The organism is Streptomyces sp. NPDC001410, assembly GCF_042895235.1.
Classification (GTDB): Bacteria; Actinomycetota; Actinomycetes; order Streptomycetales; family Streptomycetaceae; genus Streptomyces.
In genome coordinates this window covers 407,988-424,831 of the sequence record NZ_JBIAWE010000002.1, presented here as the reverse complement: position 1 = coordinate 424,831, position 16,844 = coordinate 407,988, and the positions used below count along the sequence as shown (strand labels likewise).

The window sequence follows — 16,844 nt, the reverse complement described above, 5'->3', positions numbered from 1 at the left end:
TTGACCTGGAAGGCCCCTCTCGGGCGATGTGGTCTTCGAGGATGGTGCGGGCCCGCTCGATGGTTGCGTCGAACGGCTGCTGGCCACCTCCGAGATCCTGCTGTCCGACCCCCGGCACTTCTTCCGCTCGTACTCGGCCGCCGAGATCGGCCGTCTGATGACCGCAACAGCGCCCAGGAGCGTTCCCACCTCATGACCGACCGCATCGCCCGCGTACGTGAACTCAACCTCTTTCGCCAGTACTTCGACCTCGTGACTTCGGGCGCCAAAACCATCGAGGTGCGGGTGAAGTACCCGCACCTCGCCGACCTCGCCGCAGGCGACACCATCCGCTTCCGCATCAAGGGCACCGACGAGACCTGTGAGGTCGAGGTCGAGCGCGTCACCGAGTATCCGAGCTTCGAAGCCCTGCTCGACGGCGAGGGACCAGCGAACGTCAACCCGACCGCCACCCGAGAACAGCAGCTTGCCAACATCCGGGCCATCTACCCAACCGACAAGGAGGCCCTCGGCACGCTCGCCATCGAGATCAGTCGCTGTCGTCCAGGTAGAGACAGAACGGATGCCCGGCCGGGTCGAGCAGCACCCTGACGTTGGCCTGGGGCTGGTGGTCGGCCTCTCGGGCGCCGAGTTCGAGGGCGTGGGTGACCGCGGTCGGCAGGTTCGTCACCTCGAAGTCGAGGTGCATGGTGATGTGTTGGGTGCCCTCGCGGGCGGGCCAGACCGGGGGGACGTAGTCGTCCGCGCGCTGGAAGGCGAGGTAGGCGACGCCTTCCGGTGGGGTGATGGCCGCTCCGTCGGGGTCCTGCTTGGCGATCTCCCAGCCGAGGAGTTCGGAGTAGAAGCGGGCGAGGGCGTGGGGGTCGGGGGCTTCGAGGACCACCCCCCACCAGTCGTGGCGTGACATGCGAGGAGAGCCCGGGTCGTGGCTCGGTCGTCCGTGCATGTCGGCGAAGGGTACAAGCGGTGCCGTGGGTTGCGGGGGAACCGATCCGCCGCACCCGGCGTGTTCATCAGCGGGGGGTGGTGCGGCCAGCGCCCCGCGCCGTCACGCCGTGGGTTGCGCTGCGATCCGATCAAGATCGAGTGAAGGCTGGTGCGGATGTCAGTCCGGGCGGTGATACTTGGCGGCGAACGGATGACCATGGGGGAGGTCAAGTGACACACCCGCCGAAGAGCAGCGCGGCGCCGCCACCGGCGGGCCCCGCCATGCCCGCGATCCCCTCTCAGCCCGGCTCGCCCGCACGGGTGGGCCCGCCCCCGGTCCCGCGCCGCACCGCCTTCGTCGAAGGCGTCGAGCAGGTGCGGGCCGCCGCGACCACCGAGCCGGGGCGGCTGCGGATCATCGGGGCCGTCCTCGCGCTGCTCGTCGTCGCGTTCGGCGCGGTCACCGCCTGGCAGGCCTCCGAGCGGGCGGCCGCCGCCGACGACGTGCTGCACCGCAGCCAGCCGCTCAGTTCCGGCGCCGCCGGCATCTACCGTTCGCTGGCCGACGCCAACACGGCCGCCTCCAGCGGGTTCCTGGCCGGCGGGCAGGAGAGCGCGGACTCGCGCGACCGGTACGAGAAGGACATCCGTACGGCCGCAGCGGGGCTCGTCACGGCGGCCGCCAACGCGGAGCCGGGATCCCCCTCCGAGGCGACCATCGCCGAGCTGAACCGGCTGCTGCCCGAGTACAAGGGCCTCATCGAGCGCGCCCGGACCTACAACCGGCAGGGTTATCCGGTCGGCGGCGCCTATCTGCGGTACGCCAACGAGAAGATGCAGAAGGAGATGCTCCCGGCGGCGGAGGATCTCTACACGAAGGAGAACCAGCGGCTCGACGCCGACTACGGGGACGCGACGCCGTACCCGTGGGTGGCGATCGCGCTCGGCGTGCTCGCGCTGGCCGCGCTCGGCTGGGCCCAGCACCGCACGTACCGGCGCACCAACCGCCTCCTCAACCACGGCCTGGTCGCCGCCACCGCCGCCACCGCCGTGGTGCTGCTGTGGCTGGTCGTCGGGCACGCCGTCGCGCGCTCGGGTCTCAACGGCTCGTACGACCACGGCATCCGCTCGCTGAAGGTCCTGCACGACGCTCGGATCGCGTCCTTGAAGGCGCGCGGCAACGAGAACCTGAGCCTGGTGGCGCGCGGCGCCGAGACGGTCACGGTCGGCGGACAGACGTACGACGCGTACTACTACGACTTCGACAAGGACATGACCGTGCTCGGCAAGGGCCTCACCGAGGCCGACGGGCTCGCCGACGACCGGGCGGGCACCGAGCCGGTCAAGGCGGCCGAGGGCAACATGGCGGTGTGGAAGAAGCGCCACACCTCGGCCCGTACCGAGGACGAGAACGGCAACTACCAGCAGGCGCTGGACATGGTGATCGGCGGCAAGGGCGCGACCGGTGAGTGCTTCGACAGCGTCGACCGCAATCTCGCCCTGGCCATCGACCACGAGCAGGCCGAGTTCAAGCAGGCCGCCGGGGACGGACGGGACGCGATGACCGGGCTGCCCATCGGCGCCGCCGTCCTGGCGGTCCTCGGTGCCGCGGGCGCGGTCGCCGGCATCGGACGCAGGCTTTCGGAGTACCGGTGACAGGGGGCAGGACGATGTACGCAGCACGTGCACGGGCCTCCCTGCGGGGCTGGGGCGGAGTCGGCGCGATGGCGGTGCTGTGCGCCCTGGCGCTGGCGTTCGTCCTGCTGCTGCCGCGAGCCCAGGAGGCCCGCCAGGACGGGCGCACGGCCGGCCCGGGAATGGCCGAGGCCACCCAGGCCCGGGCCTCGGACTGCAAGGACTCGGACGCGCAGAAGCAGACGCTGTCGCCGTCCGGCGCCGACGGGCCGACGATCGACGCCATCAAGTCCCGTACGGGCGCCAAGCGCAAGCTGGTGGTGGGCGTCGACCAGAACAGCTACCACTGGGGCTACCGCAACCCGAACACCGAGGGCGCGGAGCTGGAGGGCTTCGACATCGACCTGGTGCACCGGATCGCCGCGGACATCCTCGGCGACCCGGAAGCGGTGCAGTTCAAAGCGATACCGACCAGCCAGCGCATCACCGCCATCCAGGACGGCCGGGTCGACATGGTCGTGCGCACGATGACCATCACCTGCCAGCGGCTCGGCGAAGTCGCCTTCTCCGCCCCGTACTTCAAGACCGGGCAGCAGGTGCTGGCGCCGAAGTCCTCGCCGATCAAGGGGTACAACGGCACGCTCGCGCACAAGAAGATCTGCACGGCGTCCGGTTCCACGGCCTACCTCAAGCTGAAGGCCGACCGGGACAAGGGCACCCTGCCCGCCTCCACGGACATCTCCACCACCGTCCCCAACCAGCTCGACTGCCTGGTCCGGCTGCAGCTCGGCGAGGTCGACGCGGTCGTCACCGACGGCGCGCTCGCCGCGAGCCAGGCCGCCCAGGACCCGACGGTCGAGCTGAAGGGCGAGGCGTTCACCACCGAGTACTACGGCGTGGCGATGAAGAAGGACGCCGACGATCTGGTACGCCGGGTCAATCGCATCCTGGTCGGCTACCGCGCGAGCGGCTGGCAGGCGTCGTACGACCGATGGCTGTCGGCCACACTGGGCAAGGACTCGGGAGCGTCCAAGCCGCCGACCGCGGAGTACCTGCGCAAGAGCTGACCCCCCGCCCCCGACCAGAACCCGCCCAAGTCCAACCACACAGCAGCGAGAGGTGATCGATGGGCGTCACGGACCCCGCCGGGCCGGTGATGGACCGGGACGAGGTGGACCGTGCACTGGCGCGGCTCGGCGCCGAGCACGAGGCGATCGAGACCTCGCTGCTCGCCCTCCAGGACCACGCGGGCCGCAGACTCCTCGAAGGCGCCGAACTGACCGGCGTCACCAGGGAACGCTGGGCTGCCGCGGAGGCGTCGATCACCCTGCTGTGGGCGTACTTCGACGCCTACACGGCCGCGCTGCGCTCCGCCCGGGAGATCCGCGCCCGGCGCCGCTGGTCCAGCCGCGAGGACCTGGTGGAGCTGACCGAACTGCTGCGCGGCGACTCCGTCACCGTGCCCGGCGGTGCCGCCACGCTCGGGGCCGCGAGCAAGCTCAGCGAGAGCTTCTCGCTCGGCACCCTGGTCGACCGGATGAACGAGCTGTACGCGTCCTCGCTGGACCTGGTCGTCACCGCCGACGCGGTCTGGTCGGCGCTGCCCGCCCGGATCGATTTACTCGCCGCGGAACTCCAGCGCACCCGCAAGCTCGCGCACTCCGTGGGCGTACGCCCCGGCGAGCACCCGGCCGGCGACGACCTGGAGCGCATCACCCGCACGCTGACCAGGCTGCGCGAGGACGTGGTCACGGACCCGCTCGCCTTCTGGGTGCCGGCGGAGGGCAGTTCGGCGCCCGGCGGCGGCCGCCCGGACACCACGGTGTACGACCGTGAGGCGCGCGCCCTGGAGGACGTACGCCGGGAGATCGACGCCGTGCTGACCGTCCGCCAGGACGCGGAGGCCCGGCTGATCCGGCTGCGGGACGTGCTCTCCCGCGCGGACCGCACCCTCGCCGAGGCGCGCACCGCCCGCGGCGAGGTGCTCGCCAAGATCGCCGCGACCGAGGTGCCCGTCGTCAGCGGGCCGCCGACCGTGCTGCAGGAACAGCTGGCGACCGCGGCCGAGTACCGGCGGCAGGCGCAGTGGCACCGGCTCTCCCCGCTCCTGGAGTCCCTGGAGCAGAAGGCCGAGGACGAACTGATGCGCGCCCGCGAGTCGTTGACGGCCGTCACCGCGCCGCTCGCGGTCCGCGCCGAGCTGCGCGGCCGCCTGGACGCGTACAAGGCGAAGGTCGCCCGGCACGGGCTGGCCGAGGACCCCCTGCTGATGGAGCGGTACGACAGCGCCCGGCGCATGCTGTGGAGCGCGCCCTGCGACCTGAGAGTGGCCGAACAGGCCGTACTGCGCTACCAGCAGGCGGCGGCCGAGCAGTTCGGCGCATCGAGGATTCCCCAGCAGGGCGAGCCTCAGGACCGTAGGAGTGAGTCGTCATGAGTCAGGCACAGCGGACGTGCCAGCGGCCGGGCTGCGAGGGGACGTACGAGGACGTCGGCGGCGGTGAGCTGTACTGCGACACCTGCGGCCTCGCACCGGTCGTCTCGGCGACCGGCATGGTCGGGTCGCCGCCCACCGGGATCACCGGTGGCGGCAAGGGCTCGGCGAGCGGCGGCAGTTCACGCAGCTCGCGTACGTCGTCGCAGTCGTCCAGGTCGCGGCGTTCGGTGTCCGGGCGGCTCTCGCGCTCCCTGTCGGGCACGTCCACCGGCCGCTCGGTGTCGGTGCGCAGCTCCGGCTCCTCCTCCGGCGCCTCCGCCCGGGGGCGGCTGGGCGCCGGCCTCGTCTCGGTGCCGCAGGTCCCGCGGCCCGACCCGCGCGCGATGGTGCTGGAGAACCCGGAGGTGCCCGAGCGGAAGCGGTTCTGCTCGCGGTCCGACTGCGGGGCCCCCGTGGGCCGGGCGCGCGGTGACCGGCCGGGGCGCACGGAGGGGTTCTGCACCAAGTGCGGGCATCCGTACTCGTTCGTGCCGAAGCTGAAGGCCGGGGACATCGTGCACGGCCAGTACGAGGTCGCGGGCTGCCTCGCGCACGGCGGCCTGGGCTGGATCTACCTCGCCGTGGACCGGGCGGTGTCCGACCGGTGGGTGGTGCTCAAGGGCCTGCTGGACACCGGCGACCAGGACGCGATGGCGGCCGCGATCTCCGAGCGGCGGTTCCTCGCGGAGATCGAGCACGCCAACATCGTGCGGATCTACAACTTCGTGGAGCACCTCGACCAGCGCACCGGCTCCCTCGACGGCTACATCGTCATGGAGTACGTCGGCGGCAAGTCGCTGAAGGAGATCGCCAACGCCCGCCGCACACCGGACGGCCGGCGCGATCCGCTGCCGGTGGAACAGGCGTGCGCGTACGGCATCGAAGCGCTTGAGGCGCTCGGGCATCTGCACAGCCGCAACCTGCTGTACTGCGACTTCAAGGTCGACAACGCCATCCAGACCGAGGACCAGCTCAAGCTGATCGACATGGGCGCGGTGCGCCGCATGGACGACGACGAGTCGGCGATCTACGGCACGGTGGGCTACCAGGCGCCCGAGGTCGCCGAGGTCGGCCCGTCGGTGGCGAGCGACCTGTACACGGTGGGCCGTACGCTCGCGGTGCTCACCTTCGACTTCCAGGGCTACACGAACGTCTTCGTGGACTCCCTGCCCGACCCGGACAACATCGAGGTCTTCCACCGGTACGAGTCCTTCTACCGGCTCCTGGTGCGCGCCACCGACCCCGACCCGGCCCGCCGGTTCGGCTCCGCGCAGGAGATGGCCGAGCAGCTGACCGGGGTCCTGCGCGAGGTCGTCTCGCTGCAGACCGGGCAGGCCCGGCCCGCGCTGTCGACGCTGCTCGGGCCCGAAGTGAAGGTCACGGACACCGAGTTGTTCCCCAAGCAGGACGGGGACGTGTCCCGGCTCGGGGCCCGGCAGGTGGGGGGCGGCCAGTCGGCTCCCGCGCTGCCCCCGGCGTCGATCGTCAAGCCGGTCGCGACCCCCGCCGCCGCCCTCGCCCTGCCCGTCCCGCTGGTCGACCCGGGCGACCCCAACGCCGGTTTCCTGGCCGGCCTGATGGCGTCCGCGCCGGCCGAGCTGATCAGCGCGCTGGACGCGGCGCCCGCGCAGACCGTCGAGACCCGGCTGCGGCAGATCCGGGCCCGGCTGGAGAGCGGCGACCACCAGGCCGCGCTGATGTCGCTGGCCAAGCTGGACGAAGAGCGGCCCGACGACTGGCGGGTGGTGTGGTACCGGGGCGTGGCCGCCCTGGTCACCGGCGACTTCGAGGGCGCGGCGCTGTCCTTCGACGCGATCTACGACGCCTTCCCGGGCGAGGCCGCGCCCAAGCTGGCGCTCGGCCTGTGCGCCGAGGTGCTCGGCCAGCTGGACAACGCGGCCGAGTACTACCGCCTGGTGTGGGCGACCGACCCGAGCTTCGTCAGCGCGGCCTTCGGGCTGGCCCGGGTGCAGCTCGCGGCCGGGGACCGACGTGGTGCCGTACGGACCCTGGAGTCGGTGCCGGAGTCCTCCATCCACTACACGGCCGCCCGGGTCGCCGCGGTCCGGGCGCGGCTCAGACAGCGCACCGCGAGCGCCGCGGACGTACCGTTCCTGGACGATCTGACGGCCGCCGCCGGCCAGGTCGAGGCGCTGGACGCGTACGGCCTGGACCCGGCCCGGCGCGAGCAGTTGTCGGCCGAAGTGCTCGGCAGCGCACTGGACTGGATACTCTCCACAGGCCAGGGCACCGACCGACCCGCCGCCGGCGGACGGGTGTTGCTCGGCAGCGGTCTGGACGAGCGGGGCCTCCGCTTCGGACTGGAGCGCGCGTACCGCACGCTGGCCCGGCTGGCGCCCGGCGGCGAGGAGAGGATCGAACTGGTGGAACGGGCGAACCGTTACCGCCCCCGGACGTGGGTGTAGTTGATGTCGCAGATGCCCCAGCAGGCCGCACTGTCGAAGTGCCCGAGCTGCGCCGAGCCGCTCGAGTCGGGTGACCTGTTCTGCGGCGCGTGCGGACACGACCTCTCCGTCGTGCCCGTCCCGCCGCAGGACCATCCGACGCTCACCATGACCGGCTCCCCCGTGCCCGGGGACGGCGTGGACTGGCCCGCCCCGGAGCCGGCCGGCTCCGGCAGCACCCCGGGCGAGGTGCATCTGCCGGCCGATCTGCCCGGCACCGACTCGGGCGGCAAGCCCCTGCACGCCCAGGAGCCGGCCGCGCCCGGCGTCCGCTTCGACCGGCCCCCGGAGCCCGACGAGTACCCGCTGCAGGCCCCGGACCCGCGCGCGGCGGCCGCCGTGCCGGAGGAGCCCCAGCCGGTCTGTGTGGCCTGCCGGGCGGGCCGGGTGGACAGCGACGGCTACTGCGAGAACTGCGGGCACGCCCAGCCCCGCGAACGCGACCACATGGAGCGGGAGTCGGGCCCGGTCGCCGCGGTCAGCGACCGCGGCCTGCGCCACCACCGCAACGAGGACTCCTTCACGGTCGGCCACACCGCGCTGCCCGACGGCTCGCCCGCCGCCCTGGCGATCGTCTGCGACGGCGTGTCCTCGGCGACCCGCCCGGACGAGGCCTCGGCGGCCGCAGCACAGGCGGCCGGTGACACCCTGCTGGCCGCCCTGCCGCGCGGCACCCACCCGCAGCAGGCGATGCACGAGGCGATCGTGTCCGCCGCCCAGGCCGTCAACGCGCTCGTCGAGGAACCCGCCGCGGACCGCGAGCACGCCCCGCACCAGAACGCCCCGGCGTGCACCATCGTCGGCGCGATCGTCGCCTCCGGGCTGCTGGTGGTCGGCTGGGTCGGCGACAGCCGCGCCTACTGGGTGCCGGCGGACCGCGGCGCGCCCGCGGCCCGGCTGACCGAGGACGACTCCTGGGCGGCGCAGATGGTCGCGGCCGGCCTGATGAACGAGGCGGAGGCGTACGCCGACGAGCGCGCCCACGCGATCACCGGCTGGCTCGGCGCGGACGCCTACGAACTGGAGCCGCACACCGCCTCCTTCAAGCCGGACCGGCCCGGTGTCGTGGTGGTGTGCACCGACGGCCTGTGGAACTACGCGGAGACGGCCGAGGAGATGTCCGAGGCCGTACCGGCCGACGCGGCCGAGCGGCCGCTGCACAGCGCCCGCGTTCTGGTCGGCCACGCCCTGGACGGCGGGGGCCACGACAACGTAACAGTGGCCGTCCTGCCGTTCCCGGCGCCGCCGCAGGGGGCAGGATCGGCCTGAGGCCATACAGAACGGGGAAGCCTCGACGGACCGGAGGGGACCGGTCCGTCCACACGCATTGCTCCGCTTCGGCGGGGTGTACGAGGGGGATCTGAACCAACATGGCCAATTTCGCGAAGTCCCACGTGCCGCAGTTCTCGGTCGACGTCTACCAGAACGAGTACCTGCCCGAGGGCGGCCGTGAGGTCAACGCCGTCGTCACGGTGACGGCGACGGGCGGCGGCACGATCGGGAGCGCGGTCGCCGCACCCGTGTACGCACCGGGCCACGGGCCCTCCGCCGCCGTGGCGATCATGGTCGACTGCTCGGGCTCCATGGACTACCCGCCGACCAAGATGCGCAACGCCCGGGACGCCACGGCCGCCGCGATCGACACCCTGCGCGACGGCACCCACTTCGCGGTGATCGGCGGCACACACGTCGCCAAGGAGGTCTACCCGGGCAGCGGACGGCTCGCGGTCGCCGACGCCCGGACCCGCGAGGAGGCCAAGCAGGCGCTGCGCCGGCTCAGCGCGGGCGGCGGTACGGCCATCGGCACCTGGCTGCGGCTGGCCGACCGGCTGCTGTCCTCGGCGGACGTGGCCATCCGGCACGGCATCCTGCTCACCGACGGACGCAACGAGCACGAGTCGCCGGAGGACCTGCGGGCCGCGCTCGACTCCTGCGCCGGACGCTTCACCTGTGACGCGCGGGGCGTGGGCACCGACTGGGAAGTGAAAGAAGTCACAGGCATCGCCTCCGCGCTGCTCGGCACCGCCGACATCGTCGCCGACCCGGCAGGCCTGGCCGCCGACTTCACGCAGATGATGGAGGCGGCGATGGGCAAGGAGGTCGCCGACGTCGCCCTGCGGGTGTGGACCCCGGTCGGCACGACCATCAGGTTCGTCAAGCAAGTCGCACCCACGGTCGAGGAGTTGACCGGCCGGCGCACGGAGGCCGGGCCCCGGGCCGGGGACTACCCCACCGGGTCCTGGGGCGACGAGTCCCGCGACTACCACCTGTGCGTCGAGGTCCCGGCGGCCGGTCTCGGCCAGGAGATGCTCGCCGCCCGGGTCTCGCTGGTCGTCCCACAACCGGACGGAACGGCACAGAACCTCGGCGCCCAGGGGCTCGTACGGGCCGTGTGGACCGACGACATGACGGCCTCGACCTCGATCAACCCCCAAGTCGCCCACTACACCGGGCAGGCCGAACTGGCGCAAGCCATCCAGCAGGGGCTCGACCTTCGCAAAGCGGGCGATTTCGATGGAGCAACGGCCAAACTGGGCCGCGCTGTTCAGCTCGCGAGTGCCTCCGGGAACGCCGATACTGCGAAACTGCTTGCGAAGGTGGTGGACGTGGTCGATGCAGCGACAGGTACTGTGCGACTGAAGGCGAAGGTCGCGGAGGCCGACGAGATGACTCTCGAGACACGGTCCACAAAGACTGTTCGTGTAAAGAAGTAGTGACCAAGCAGTACCGAGTAGGACCTGAAGGAGAGGGGGAAGCGCCGACATGCCGACCTGCCCGAACGGACACCAGTCGGGTTCCGACGACTGGTGCGAGGTCTGCGGTCACCGCATGGCCGGTGCCGTACCTCCACCCCCGCCACCGCCACCGGCCGCCGGCGGCTACGGCTTCCCGCCCCCGCAGGGCACCCAGGCCGGCGGCCGCCCGCAGGGGGCCGGTGCGCCCGAGCCCGAGCTGTGCCCGCAGTGCCGTACGCCCCGCGAGGGCGGCGCGCCCTTCTGCGAGGAGTGCCGGTGGAACTTCCTGACCAACACGGCCACCTCGTACACCCCGGCCGCGCCGCGCACGGCCCAGCCGCGCTTCCAGCCGCCGAGCTCGACGTACGGCGGCGGTGACTCGTACGAGTACCAGGGCTCGCGGCCCTCGCAGGTGAACCGTCCCGCCGAGCCGATCCCGTCGTTCGGCAGCGAGCCCTCGGGCCCGACGCCGTTCGCCGGAGAGCGCGGCCCGTCCGGCCCGCCGCCCACCGCGGGCGGCCCGGGCGGCTTCGGCGGCAACCAGCGTCCCTCCGGTCCCCCGTCGGCCTTCGGTGGCGGTCCCGGTCAGGGGCAGGGCGGTCCTGGCGGCCCCGGCGGTCCTTCGGGCTTCGGCGGCGGTCCCGGTCAGGGCCAGGGTGGTCCCGGCGGCCCCTCCGGCCCGCCGCCCTTCGGTGGTGGCCCGGGACAGGGCCCCGGCGGCCCTGGCGGTCCGTCCGGCTTCGGCGGTCCCGGTCAGGGCCAGGGTGGCCCCGGCGGCCCCTCCGGCCCGCCGCCCTTCGGCCGTGAGCCCTCTGGTCCCGGCGGCCCCGGTGGTCCCGGTGGCCCCTCCGGCTTCGGTGGCGACCCGTCCCGTCCGGTTCCGCCGCCGCCCGGACCGACCCCGCCCGCAGGTCCCGGCACGGCCGGCGGTGCGCCGCAGGCCTTCCAGCAGGCCGGCCCGCCCGCGCCGCCCGCGTTCCCGCGGGAGACCGGCAGGCCCCCGGCCGGCGGTCCCGCCTTCGGGGGCGGTGAGGACGACTGGGTGATCTCCCCGCCGACGGCCGGAAGCCCCGGCGGTCCCGGAGGCCCCGGCGGCGGACAGGGCGGCGGCTACGGCTACCCGCCGCCCGGCGCCACCCAGGCCCCGCCCGGCCCCGGCTTCCCGTCGGCGCCGCAGGGTCCGATGACGTGGATCGCGACCATCGGCCCGGACCGCGATTACTTCATGGCGATGATGCACCGCTCCGGCCCCGAGGCCGCGGGTCTGAACCTGCCCGCGTACTCGCCCGAGCAGCAGCGCACGCTCAGCGGCAACCAGGTCACCATCGGCCGCCGCCGGCACTCCACCGGCGACACCCCCGACATCGACCTGTCGGTGCCGCCGGAGGACCCGGGCGTCTCGCACCAGCACGCGGTCCTGGTCCAACAGCCGGACGGCACCTGGGCGGTCGTCGACCAGAACTCGACGAACGGCACCACGGTCAACGGCTCGGACGAACCGATCCAGCCGTTCGTGCCGGTGCCGCTGCAGGACGGCGACCGGGTGCACGTGGGCGCCTGGACGACGATCACCGTCCGCCGGGGCTGAGGCGGGACTGAGCCGGACGGCTAGGGGAGGGGCCAGGTGTACGGCCCCTCCGGGTCGTCCAGCCATGCCCACACGTACTCACCGCTGACCGTGACGCCGTACCGTGCGCGCTCCGGTCTGCCCTCGCGCTCCCACAGGGCATAGGCCTCCTGCGGGTCGAAGGCGCCGTGGGTCAGGGCGAGCAGGAAGCGGAACAGCTCGTGCTCGCGGGCCGGGCGCGGCAGCCCGTGCAGGGACACCGCCCCGGGTTCCGCCCGGCCCGTGCCCCGCAGGGGCACGAAGTAGGCGGCCGTGGACAGGAAACGGCCCTCGGCGTGCCCGGCGTCGAAGACGTCGAGGGCGAGCAGGCCGGTCGCGAACGGGGTCAGGATGCGGGCGCCGGCGCTGCACTGATCGAGCCAGGCGCGCGGCACCGTGGACAGCGTGCAGGTGGCGATGATCCGGTCGAACGGGGCGCGTTCGGGCACGCCGCGCGCGCCGTCGCCGGTGACGACCACCGGGTGGTATCCGGCCACGGCCAGGTGCTGCCGGGCCGACTCGGTGATCTCCGGCTCCAGGTCGACGGTGGTGACGAGGTCGTGGTCGCCGAGCCGGTGGGCGAGCAGCGCCGCGGTGTACCCCGTCCCGGCGCCCACCTCCAGGACCCGGTTGCCGTCCTCGACCCGCAGGGCGACCAGCATCTTCGCCATCAGCGAGGGCTGGCTGCTGGAGGAGAGCAGCTCGCCGTCGCGCAGCCGGGTGGCCAGCGGGGTGTCGGCGTAGGCGCCGAACACCCAGCGTCTGCGTTCCTCGGGGTCCGGGCTCTCCCGCCAGCGGCGCTCGTAGCCGTCCCGGACGCCGACGTAGTAGTACGGCACGAACAGGTGCCGGGGCACCTCCGAGAACGCCTCCCGCCACGCCTGGTCCTCGTCCCAGACCCCCTCGGCGTCGATCTCCCGCACCAGCGCGGCCCGCGCCACGGCGGCGAGCACGTCGATCTCGGTGTCGTAGGCGCCCATGTGTCCACAGTAGGGCTGCCGCCGCCCACGGTAGGGCTGCCGGCACAGGAGTGGTCCTAAGCCTTGAGTCCTGGGTCACCCCGTCTGAGACCATGGACGGGTGAAAGAGATTCGGCGCGGCACGCTTCAGGAGCAGACCTTCTACGAGCAGGTCGGCGGGGAGGAGACCTTCCGCCGGCTCGTCCACCGTTTCTACGAGGGAGTCGCCGAGGACCCGTTCCTCAGGGCGATGTACCCGGAGGAGGACCTCGGTCCGGCCGAGGAGCGGCTGGCCCTGTTCCTGATGCAGTACTGGGGCGGCCCCACCACCTACAGCGAGAACCGCGGCCACCCCCGGCTGCGGATGCGGCACGCCCCGTTCACCGTGGACCGGGCCGCGCACGACGCCTGGCTGAGGCACATGCGGGTGGCCGTCGACGAACTGGGGCTGTCCGAGGAGCACGAGACGACGCTGTGGAACTACCTGACGTACGCCGCTCAGTCGATGGTGAACACCCCCGAATGACCCGCTGAACGCCGGAATCCGGTCGTCCGGCACCGGAATCCGGTCACGATCCGGTATAGACCGATCGAGAAGCGCTTACCGGTGAGCCGTCACCTCTGCCAGCATCACCCGAAGGTCTGGAAGTTCTGGAAGTCCGGACGACACGGGGGCAGGGTGACGGGGTTCGTCTTTGCACGCGCGCGGGCGCATCGCCTGCTGCTCGGCTCCACCCTGCTCACGGTGCTGCTCACCACCGCGGTGCTGGCGACGCTCACGGCGTACTCGGGCGCGATCGGGGACGCGGCGCTGCGCCATGTGCTGGCCGACCCGCGCAACGCGACCGCCACCTCGCTGATCGTCAGGGCCGAGGTACCGGCCGACGGGCGTGCCGCCGCCGACACCGCCGTACGACAGGGGGCGCGCCGGACCTTCGCCGGGTTACCGGTGACCGTGCGGACGCTGCGCCGCTCGGGCCCGTACGCGCTGCCCCGCTCGCTGCAGCCGCCCGCCGAGCGGTCGGGCGACCCGGATCTGACCTTCTTCGCCGCGCTGGACCGCACGCAGGTGCGGCCGGTCGCCGGCCGGCTTCCCGGCCGGACGGGCGGCGAGATCGAGGTGGCACTCCCCCAGGCTGCTGCCCGGCCGCTCGGCCTGAAGCCCGGCGACCACCTCACCCTGGGCGACCGGCTGGGCGACGGGACGGTCCGGGTGCGGGTCAGCGGGCTGTACCGGCCCGCGTCGGCGAACGCGCCGTACTGGCAGCTGGACGACCTGCTCGGGCGCGGTGTGAAGGAGTCCGGCTTCACGACGTACGGGCCGCTGCTCGCCGACCCCTCGGTGCTCGCCGGCAAACGGGTGAGCGCCGGGCCGACGGCCTGGCTGGCGTCGGCCGACTTCGGCTCGGTGACGACCGGGCGGATCGGGGCGCTGCGGGAGGCGGCGCGGACCGGGGGCCCGGCGCTGCGCACGTCCCACGCGCTGAGCGGGGTGACCGCGTCGGCGACCTCGCTGCCGGACGTCCTGGACCGGGCCGACCGCTCGTTGCTGGTCTCCCGCTCGACCCTGCTGATCGTCGCGCTCCAGCTGATACTGCTGGCCGGGTACGCGCTACTGCTGGTGGCCCGGCTGCTCGGCGCCGAACGGGCGGCCGAGACAATGCTGCTGCGGGCTCGGGGCGCCTCCCGTGCCCGGATCGCGGCCCTCGCCGCGGCCGAGTCGCTGCTGCTCGCCCTCCCGGCGGCCGTCTGCGCACCCCTGCTCGCCGGACCGCTCACCACCCTGCTGACCACCCACGGCCCGCTGACCCGCCTCGACCTGCGGCTGGACCTCCCGCCCGGCGGCAGCCCCGGCGTCTGGCTGGTCGCGGCCGCCGTGGCCCTCGGCTGCGCGCTGACGGTGACACCACCGGCGCTGACGGGGGCGGAGACGGAGCGGCGCGGCCGGCGGACGGAGCCGGGCCGGACACGACGACCGCTCATCTCCCGCTTCGGGAAGGGCCGTTCGGGAGACTCCCCCGGCGGCTCCCGCCCCCGCGCCCGCCGCACCGGCGCCGGTCTGCTCCCCACCCCGCTGCGCGCCGGGGGCGACCTGGGCCTGCTCGCCGTCGCCGCGGTGGCCTACTGGCAGCTGGCGCAGCAGGACTCGGGGAGTGTCGCCGCCGACCGGTCGGGGGCGCTCGGGGTGGATCCCCTGCTGGTGGCCGCGCCGGCGCTGGCGCTGCTCGCCGGGACCGTGCTGACGCTGCGGCTGCTGCCGCCCGTGGCGCGGCTCGCCGAGCGGTGGGCGGCGGCCGGGCGTGGGCTGCCGACGGCGCTGGCCGGCTGGCAGTTCAGCCGCCGTACCGCACGCGCCGCGGGCCCGGTGCTGCTGCTCGTGCTGGCCGTCGCGCTCGGCATGCTGGCCATCGGGCAGGCGTCCTCCTGGGACCGCTCGCAGGACGACCAGGCCGACTTCCGCGCCGGAGTGCCGGTGCGGGTGCTGTCCGCCGGGGACGGGAAGCTGGGCCGTACGGACGTGTACGCGGCGCTGCCGCACGTACGCGGGGCGGTCCCCGCCGCACGCGCCGAGGAGCCGCTGTCCGGTGACCGTATGGCGACCGTGCTGGCCATGGACACCGCGCACGCGGGCGACGCGATGCTGATGCGCCCGGACCTGGCGGCAGTACCGGTGCGGCCGCTGCTGGCCGCGCTGGCGCCGAAGGACACCCCGGCCGGGACTCGGGTGCCGGCGCACACCGCGCGGCTGCGGCTGACGGCGAGCCTGCACAGCTCCGCAGGCTCCGGGACGACCGCCGACGTCACGGTCGGTCTCGAGGACCGGTCCGGGGTGCCGTACCAGCTGCCGTTCGGCCGGCTCCCCGCCGACGGCCGCCCGCACACCCTCACCCTCGACCTCGGCTCCGCCCTCGGCCCGGTGCTCCTCACCGGGCTCCAGCTGGACATGCCCCAGCCGGGCGTGCGGGCCGAACAACACCGGCTCACGTTCGGCGATCTGACCGCCGAAGGGGCCGACGGGACCCGGCGCCCGCTGACGCTTCCCGCGTCCTGGACCACGGCCGTGCACACCGACGGCGCGGCCGTCACGACCCCCGCCTCCAGCCCCACCCGGCCCCGTGTCGTCTCCACCCGGCCGCTGACCGTCTCCTACCGCACCGGATACCTCCCGGACGCGGACAGCCTGACCGTCGCGACCCTGTCCGTCCAGCTCCAGGTGGCGCGTCCCAAGCCGCCCGAGGTGACGGCCGTCGCCACCGACCGGTTCCTGGACTCGGCGGGCGCCCGCACCGGGCAGCGCGTGGACGTGCAGATCGGCGACCAGAGCATCCCGGTGCGGATCGTCCGGGCGGTGCGCGCGCTGCCCACGACCGGCACCTCGGGCAGCCATGACGGCGGTGCCGTACTGGTCGATCTGCGGGCCGCGAACCGGGTGTTGCAGGCGCGGTACGGGGAGAGCCTCACGCCCACCGAGTGGTGGCTGCGCACCGCTCCGGGCCACGCGGCCCAGGTCGCCGCCGCGGTGCGGGCGTTGCCGGACGTCGTCGACCCGGGGCAGGTGGTGGTCCGGGACGAGATCGCCGCCGAGCTGCGCGACGACCCGTTCGGCGCCGGGCCCACGGCCGCGTTCGCCGCGGCGGCCGTGGTGGCGGCGGCCCTCGCCTCGGTCGGCTTCGCGGTGGGCGCCGCCGGCTCGCTGCGGGTGCGCGAGGCGGACTTCGCCGTGCTGCGCGCCCTCGGCGCCCCACGCCGCCGGCTGGCCCGCACGGTCGCCGCCGAACAGGCCGTCCTGGTGGGCCTGGCCCTGGCGGTGGGCGTCGCTCTCGGCACCGTACTGGCCCGTGGAGTGCTCCCGTTGATCGTCCTGACCGGTGACGCCACCCGTCCCGTGCCCGAACTGCTGGTCCAACTCCCGTCCGGCCGGGTGGCGTTGCTGCTGGCGGCCGTCGCGGTCGCTCCGCTCGCGGTCTCGGTGGTGGCGGCTCTGCGCCGGGCGGATCCGGCGCGGGCGCTGCGCGAACAGAGGGGTGAGTGAGGTGAGTT

The 16,844-nt window shown here is 73.7% G+C and carries 13 protein-coding genes; 11 read left to right on the top strand and 2 right to left on the bottom strand.

The features are described 5' to 3' along the window. The first annotated feature begins 28 nt into the window (after nt 1-28). Nucleotides 29-196 carry a hypothetical protein gene (locus tag ACFY3C_RS05425; protein ID WP_390769946.1) on the top strand — a complete coding sequence of 56 codons (168 nt, stop codon included), beginning with the start codon at nt 29-31 and terminating at the stop codon, nt 194-196. Beyond that, complete coding sequence (locus tag ACFY3C_RS05420; protein WP_390769781.1) at nt 193-591, top strand: ASCH domain-containing protein; 399 nt, start codon at nt 193-195, stop codon at nt 589-591. The genes ACFY3C_RS05425 and ACFY3C_RS05420 overlap by 4 nt, the downstream gene beginning before the upstream one ends. Here the strand turns inward: ACFY3C_RS05420 and ACFY3C_RS05415 are convergent. Next, entirely contained in the window at nt 530-946 is a 417-nt protein-coding gene (locus ACFY3C_RS05415; protein WP_386571644.1) for a VOC family protein, read from the bottom strand. The two genes, ACFY3C_RS05420 and ACFY3C_RS05415, sit on opposite strands and share 62 nt — an antisense overlap. A gap of 212 nt (nt 947-1,158) precedes the next feature. Between ACFY3C_RS05415 and ACFY3C_RS05410 the strand changes: the two genes are divergently transcribed. The 7 genes from ACFY3C_RS05410 to ACFY3C_RS05380 all read left to right on the top strand — a co-directional run bounded on the left by ACFY3C_RS05410 (nt 1,159) and on the right by ACFY3C_RS05380 (nt 11,826). After that, nucleotides 1,159-2,583, top strand: a complete 1,425-nt coding sequence (locus tag ACFY3C_RS05410) for a hypothetical protein (RefSeq protein ID WP_390769780.1) — start codon at nt 1,159-1,161, stop codon at nt 2,581-2,583. A 14-nt stretch (nt 2,584-2,597) separates the two neighbouring features. Continuing rightward, nucleotides 2,598-3,629, top strand: coding sequence for a glutamate ABC transporter substrate-binding protein (locus tag ACFY3C_RS05405; RefSeq protein ID WP_390769779.1), 1,032 nt, complete (start codon nt 2,598-2,600; stop codon nt 3,627-3,629). Between the two features lie 59 nt (nt 3,630-3,688). Next, entirely contained in the window at nt 3,689-4,999 is a 1,311-nt protein-coding gene (locus ACFY3C_RS05400; RefSeq protein ID WP_390769778.1) for a hypothetical protein, read from the top strand. Then, a complete protein-coding gene (locus ACFY3C_RS05395; protein WP_386571635.1) occupies nt 4,996-7,464 on the top strand; it encodes a tetratricopeptide repeat protein in 2,469 nt (822 codons plus the stop codon). Before ACFY3C_RS05400 ends, ACFY3C_RS05395 begins: the two co-directional genes overlap by 4 nt. Nucleotides 7,465-7,467: 3 nt before the next feature. Beyond that, the gene (locus tag ACFY3C_RS05390; RefSeq protein ID WP_390769777.1) at nt 7,468-8,772 is read left to right on the top strand and encodes a protein phosphatase 2C domain-containing protein; all 1,305 of its coding nucleotides are present in this window, start codon (nt 7,468-7,470) and stop codon (nt 8,770-8,772) included. 101 nt (nt 8,773-8,873) lie between these two features. Then, the gene (locus tag ACFY3C_RS05385; RefSeq protein ID WP_390769776.1) at nt 8,874-10,217 is read left to right on the top strand and encodes a VWA domain-containing protein; all 1,344 of its coding nucleotides are present in this window, start codon (nt 8,874-8,876) and stop codon (nt 10,215-10,217) included. A gap of 49 nt (nt 10,218-10,266) precedes the next feature. Then, a complete protein-coding gene (locus ACFY3C_RS05380) occupies nt 10,267-11,826 on the top strand; it encodes an FHA domain-containing protein (protein ID WP_390769775.1) in 1,560 nt (519 codons plus the stop codon). 20 nt (nt 11,827-11,846) lie between these two features. Here ACFY3C_RS05380 and ACFY3C_RS05375 read toward each other — a convergent pair whose 3' ends face one another. After that, nucleotides 11,847-12,824 (bottom strand): methyltransferase domain-containing protein, encoded by a 978-nt coding sequence (locus ACFY3C_RS05375; RefSeq protein WP_390769774.1) that lies wholly within the window; start codon nt 12,822-12,824, stop codon nt 11,847-11,849. Nucleotides 12,825-12,924: 100 nt separating this feature from the next. On the opposite strand from ACFY3C_RS05375, the gene ACFY3C_RS05370 reads away from it, so the two are divergent. Together ACFY3C_RS05370 and ACFY3C_RS05365 are read left to right on the top strand one after the other, a co-directional pair. Continuing rightward, nucleotides 12,925-13,329: a globin gene (locus tag ACFY3C_RS05370; RefSeq protein WP_386571628.1), complete on the top strand. Its 405-nt coding sequence runs from the start codon at nt 12,925-12,927 to the stop codon at nt 13,327-13,329. 153 nt (nt 13,330-13,482) lie between these two features. Then, a complete protein-coding gene (locus tag ACFY3C_RS05365; protein WP_390769773.1) occupies nt 13,483-16,836 on the top strand; it encodes an FtsX-like permease family protein in 3,354 nt (1,117 codons plus the stop codon). Nucleotides 16,837-16,844 lie beyond the last annotated feature (8 nt).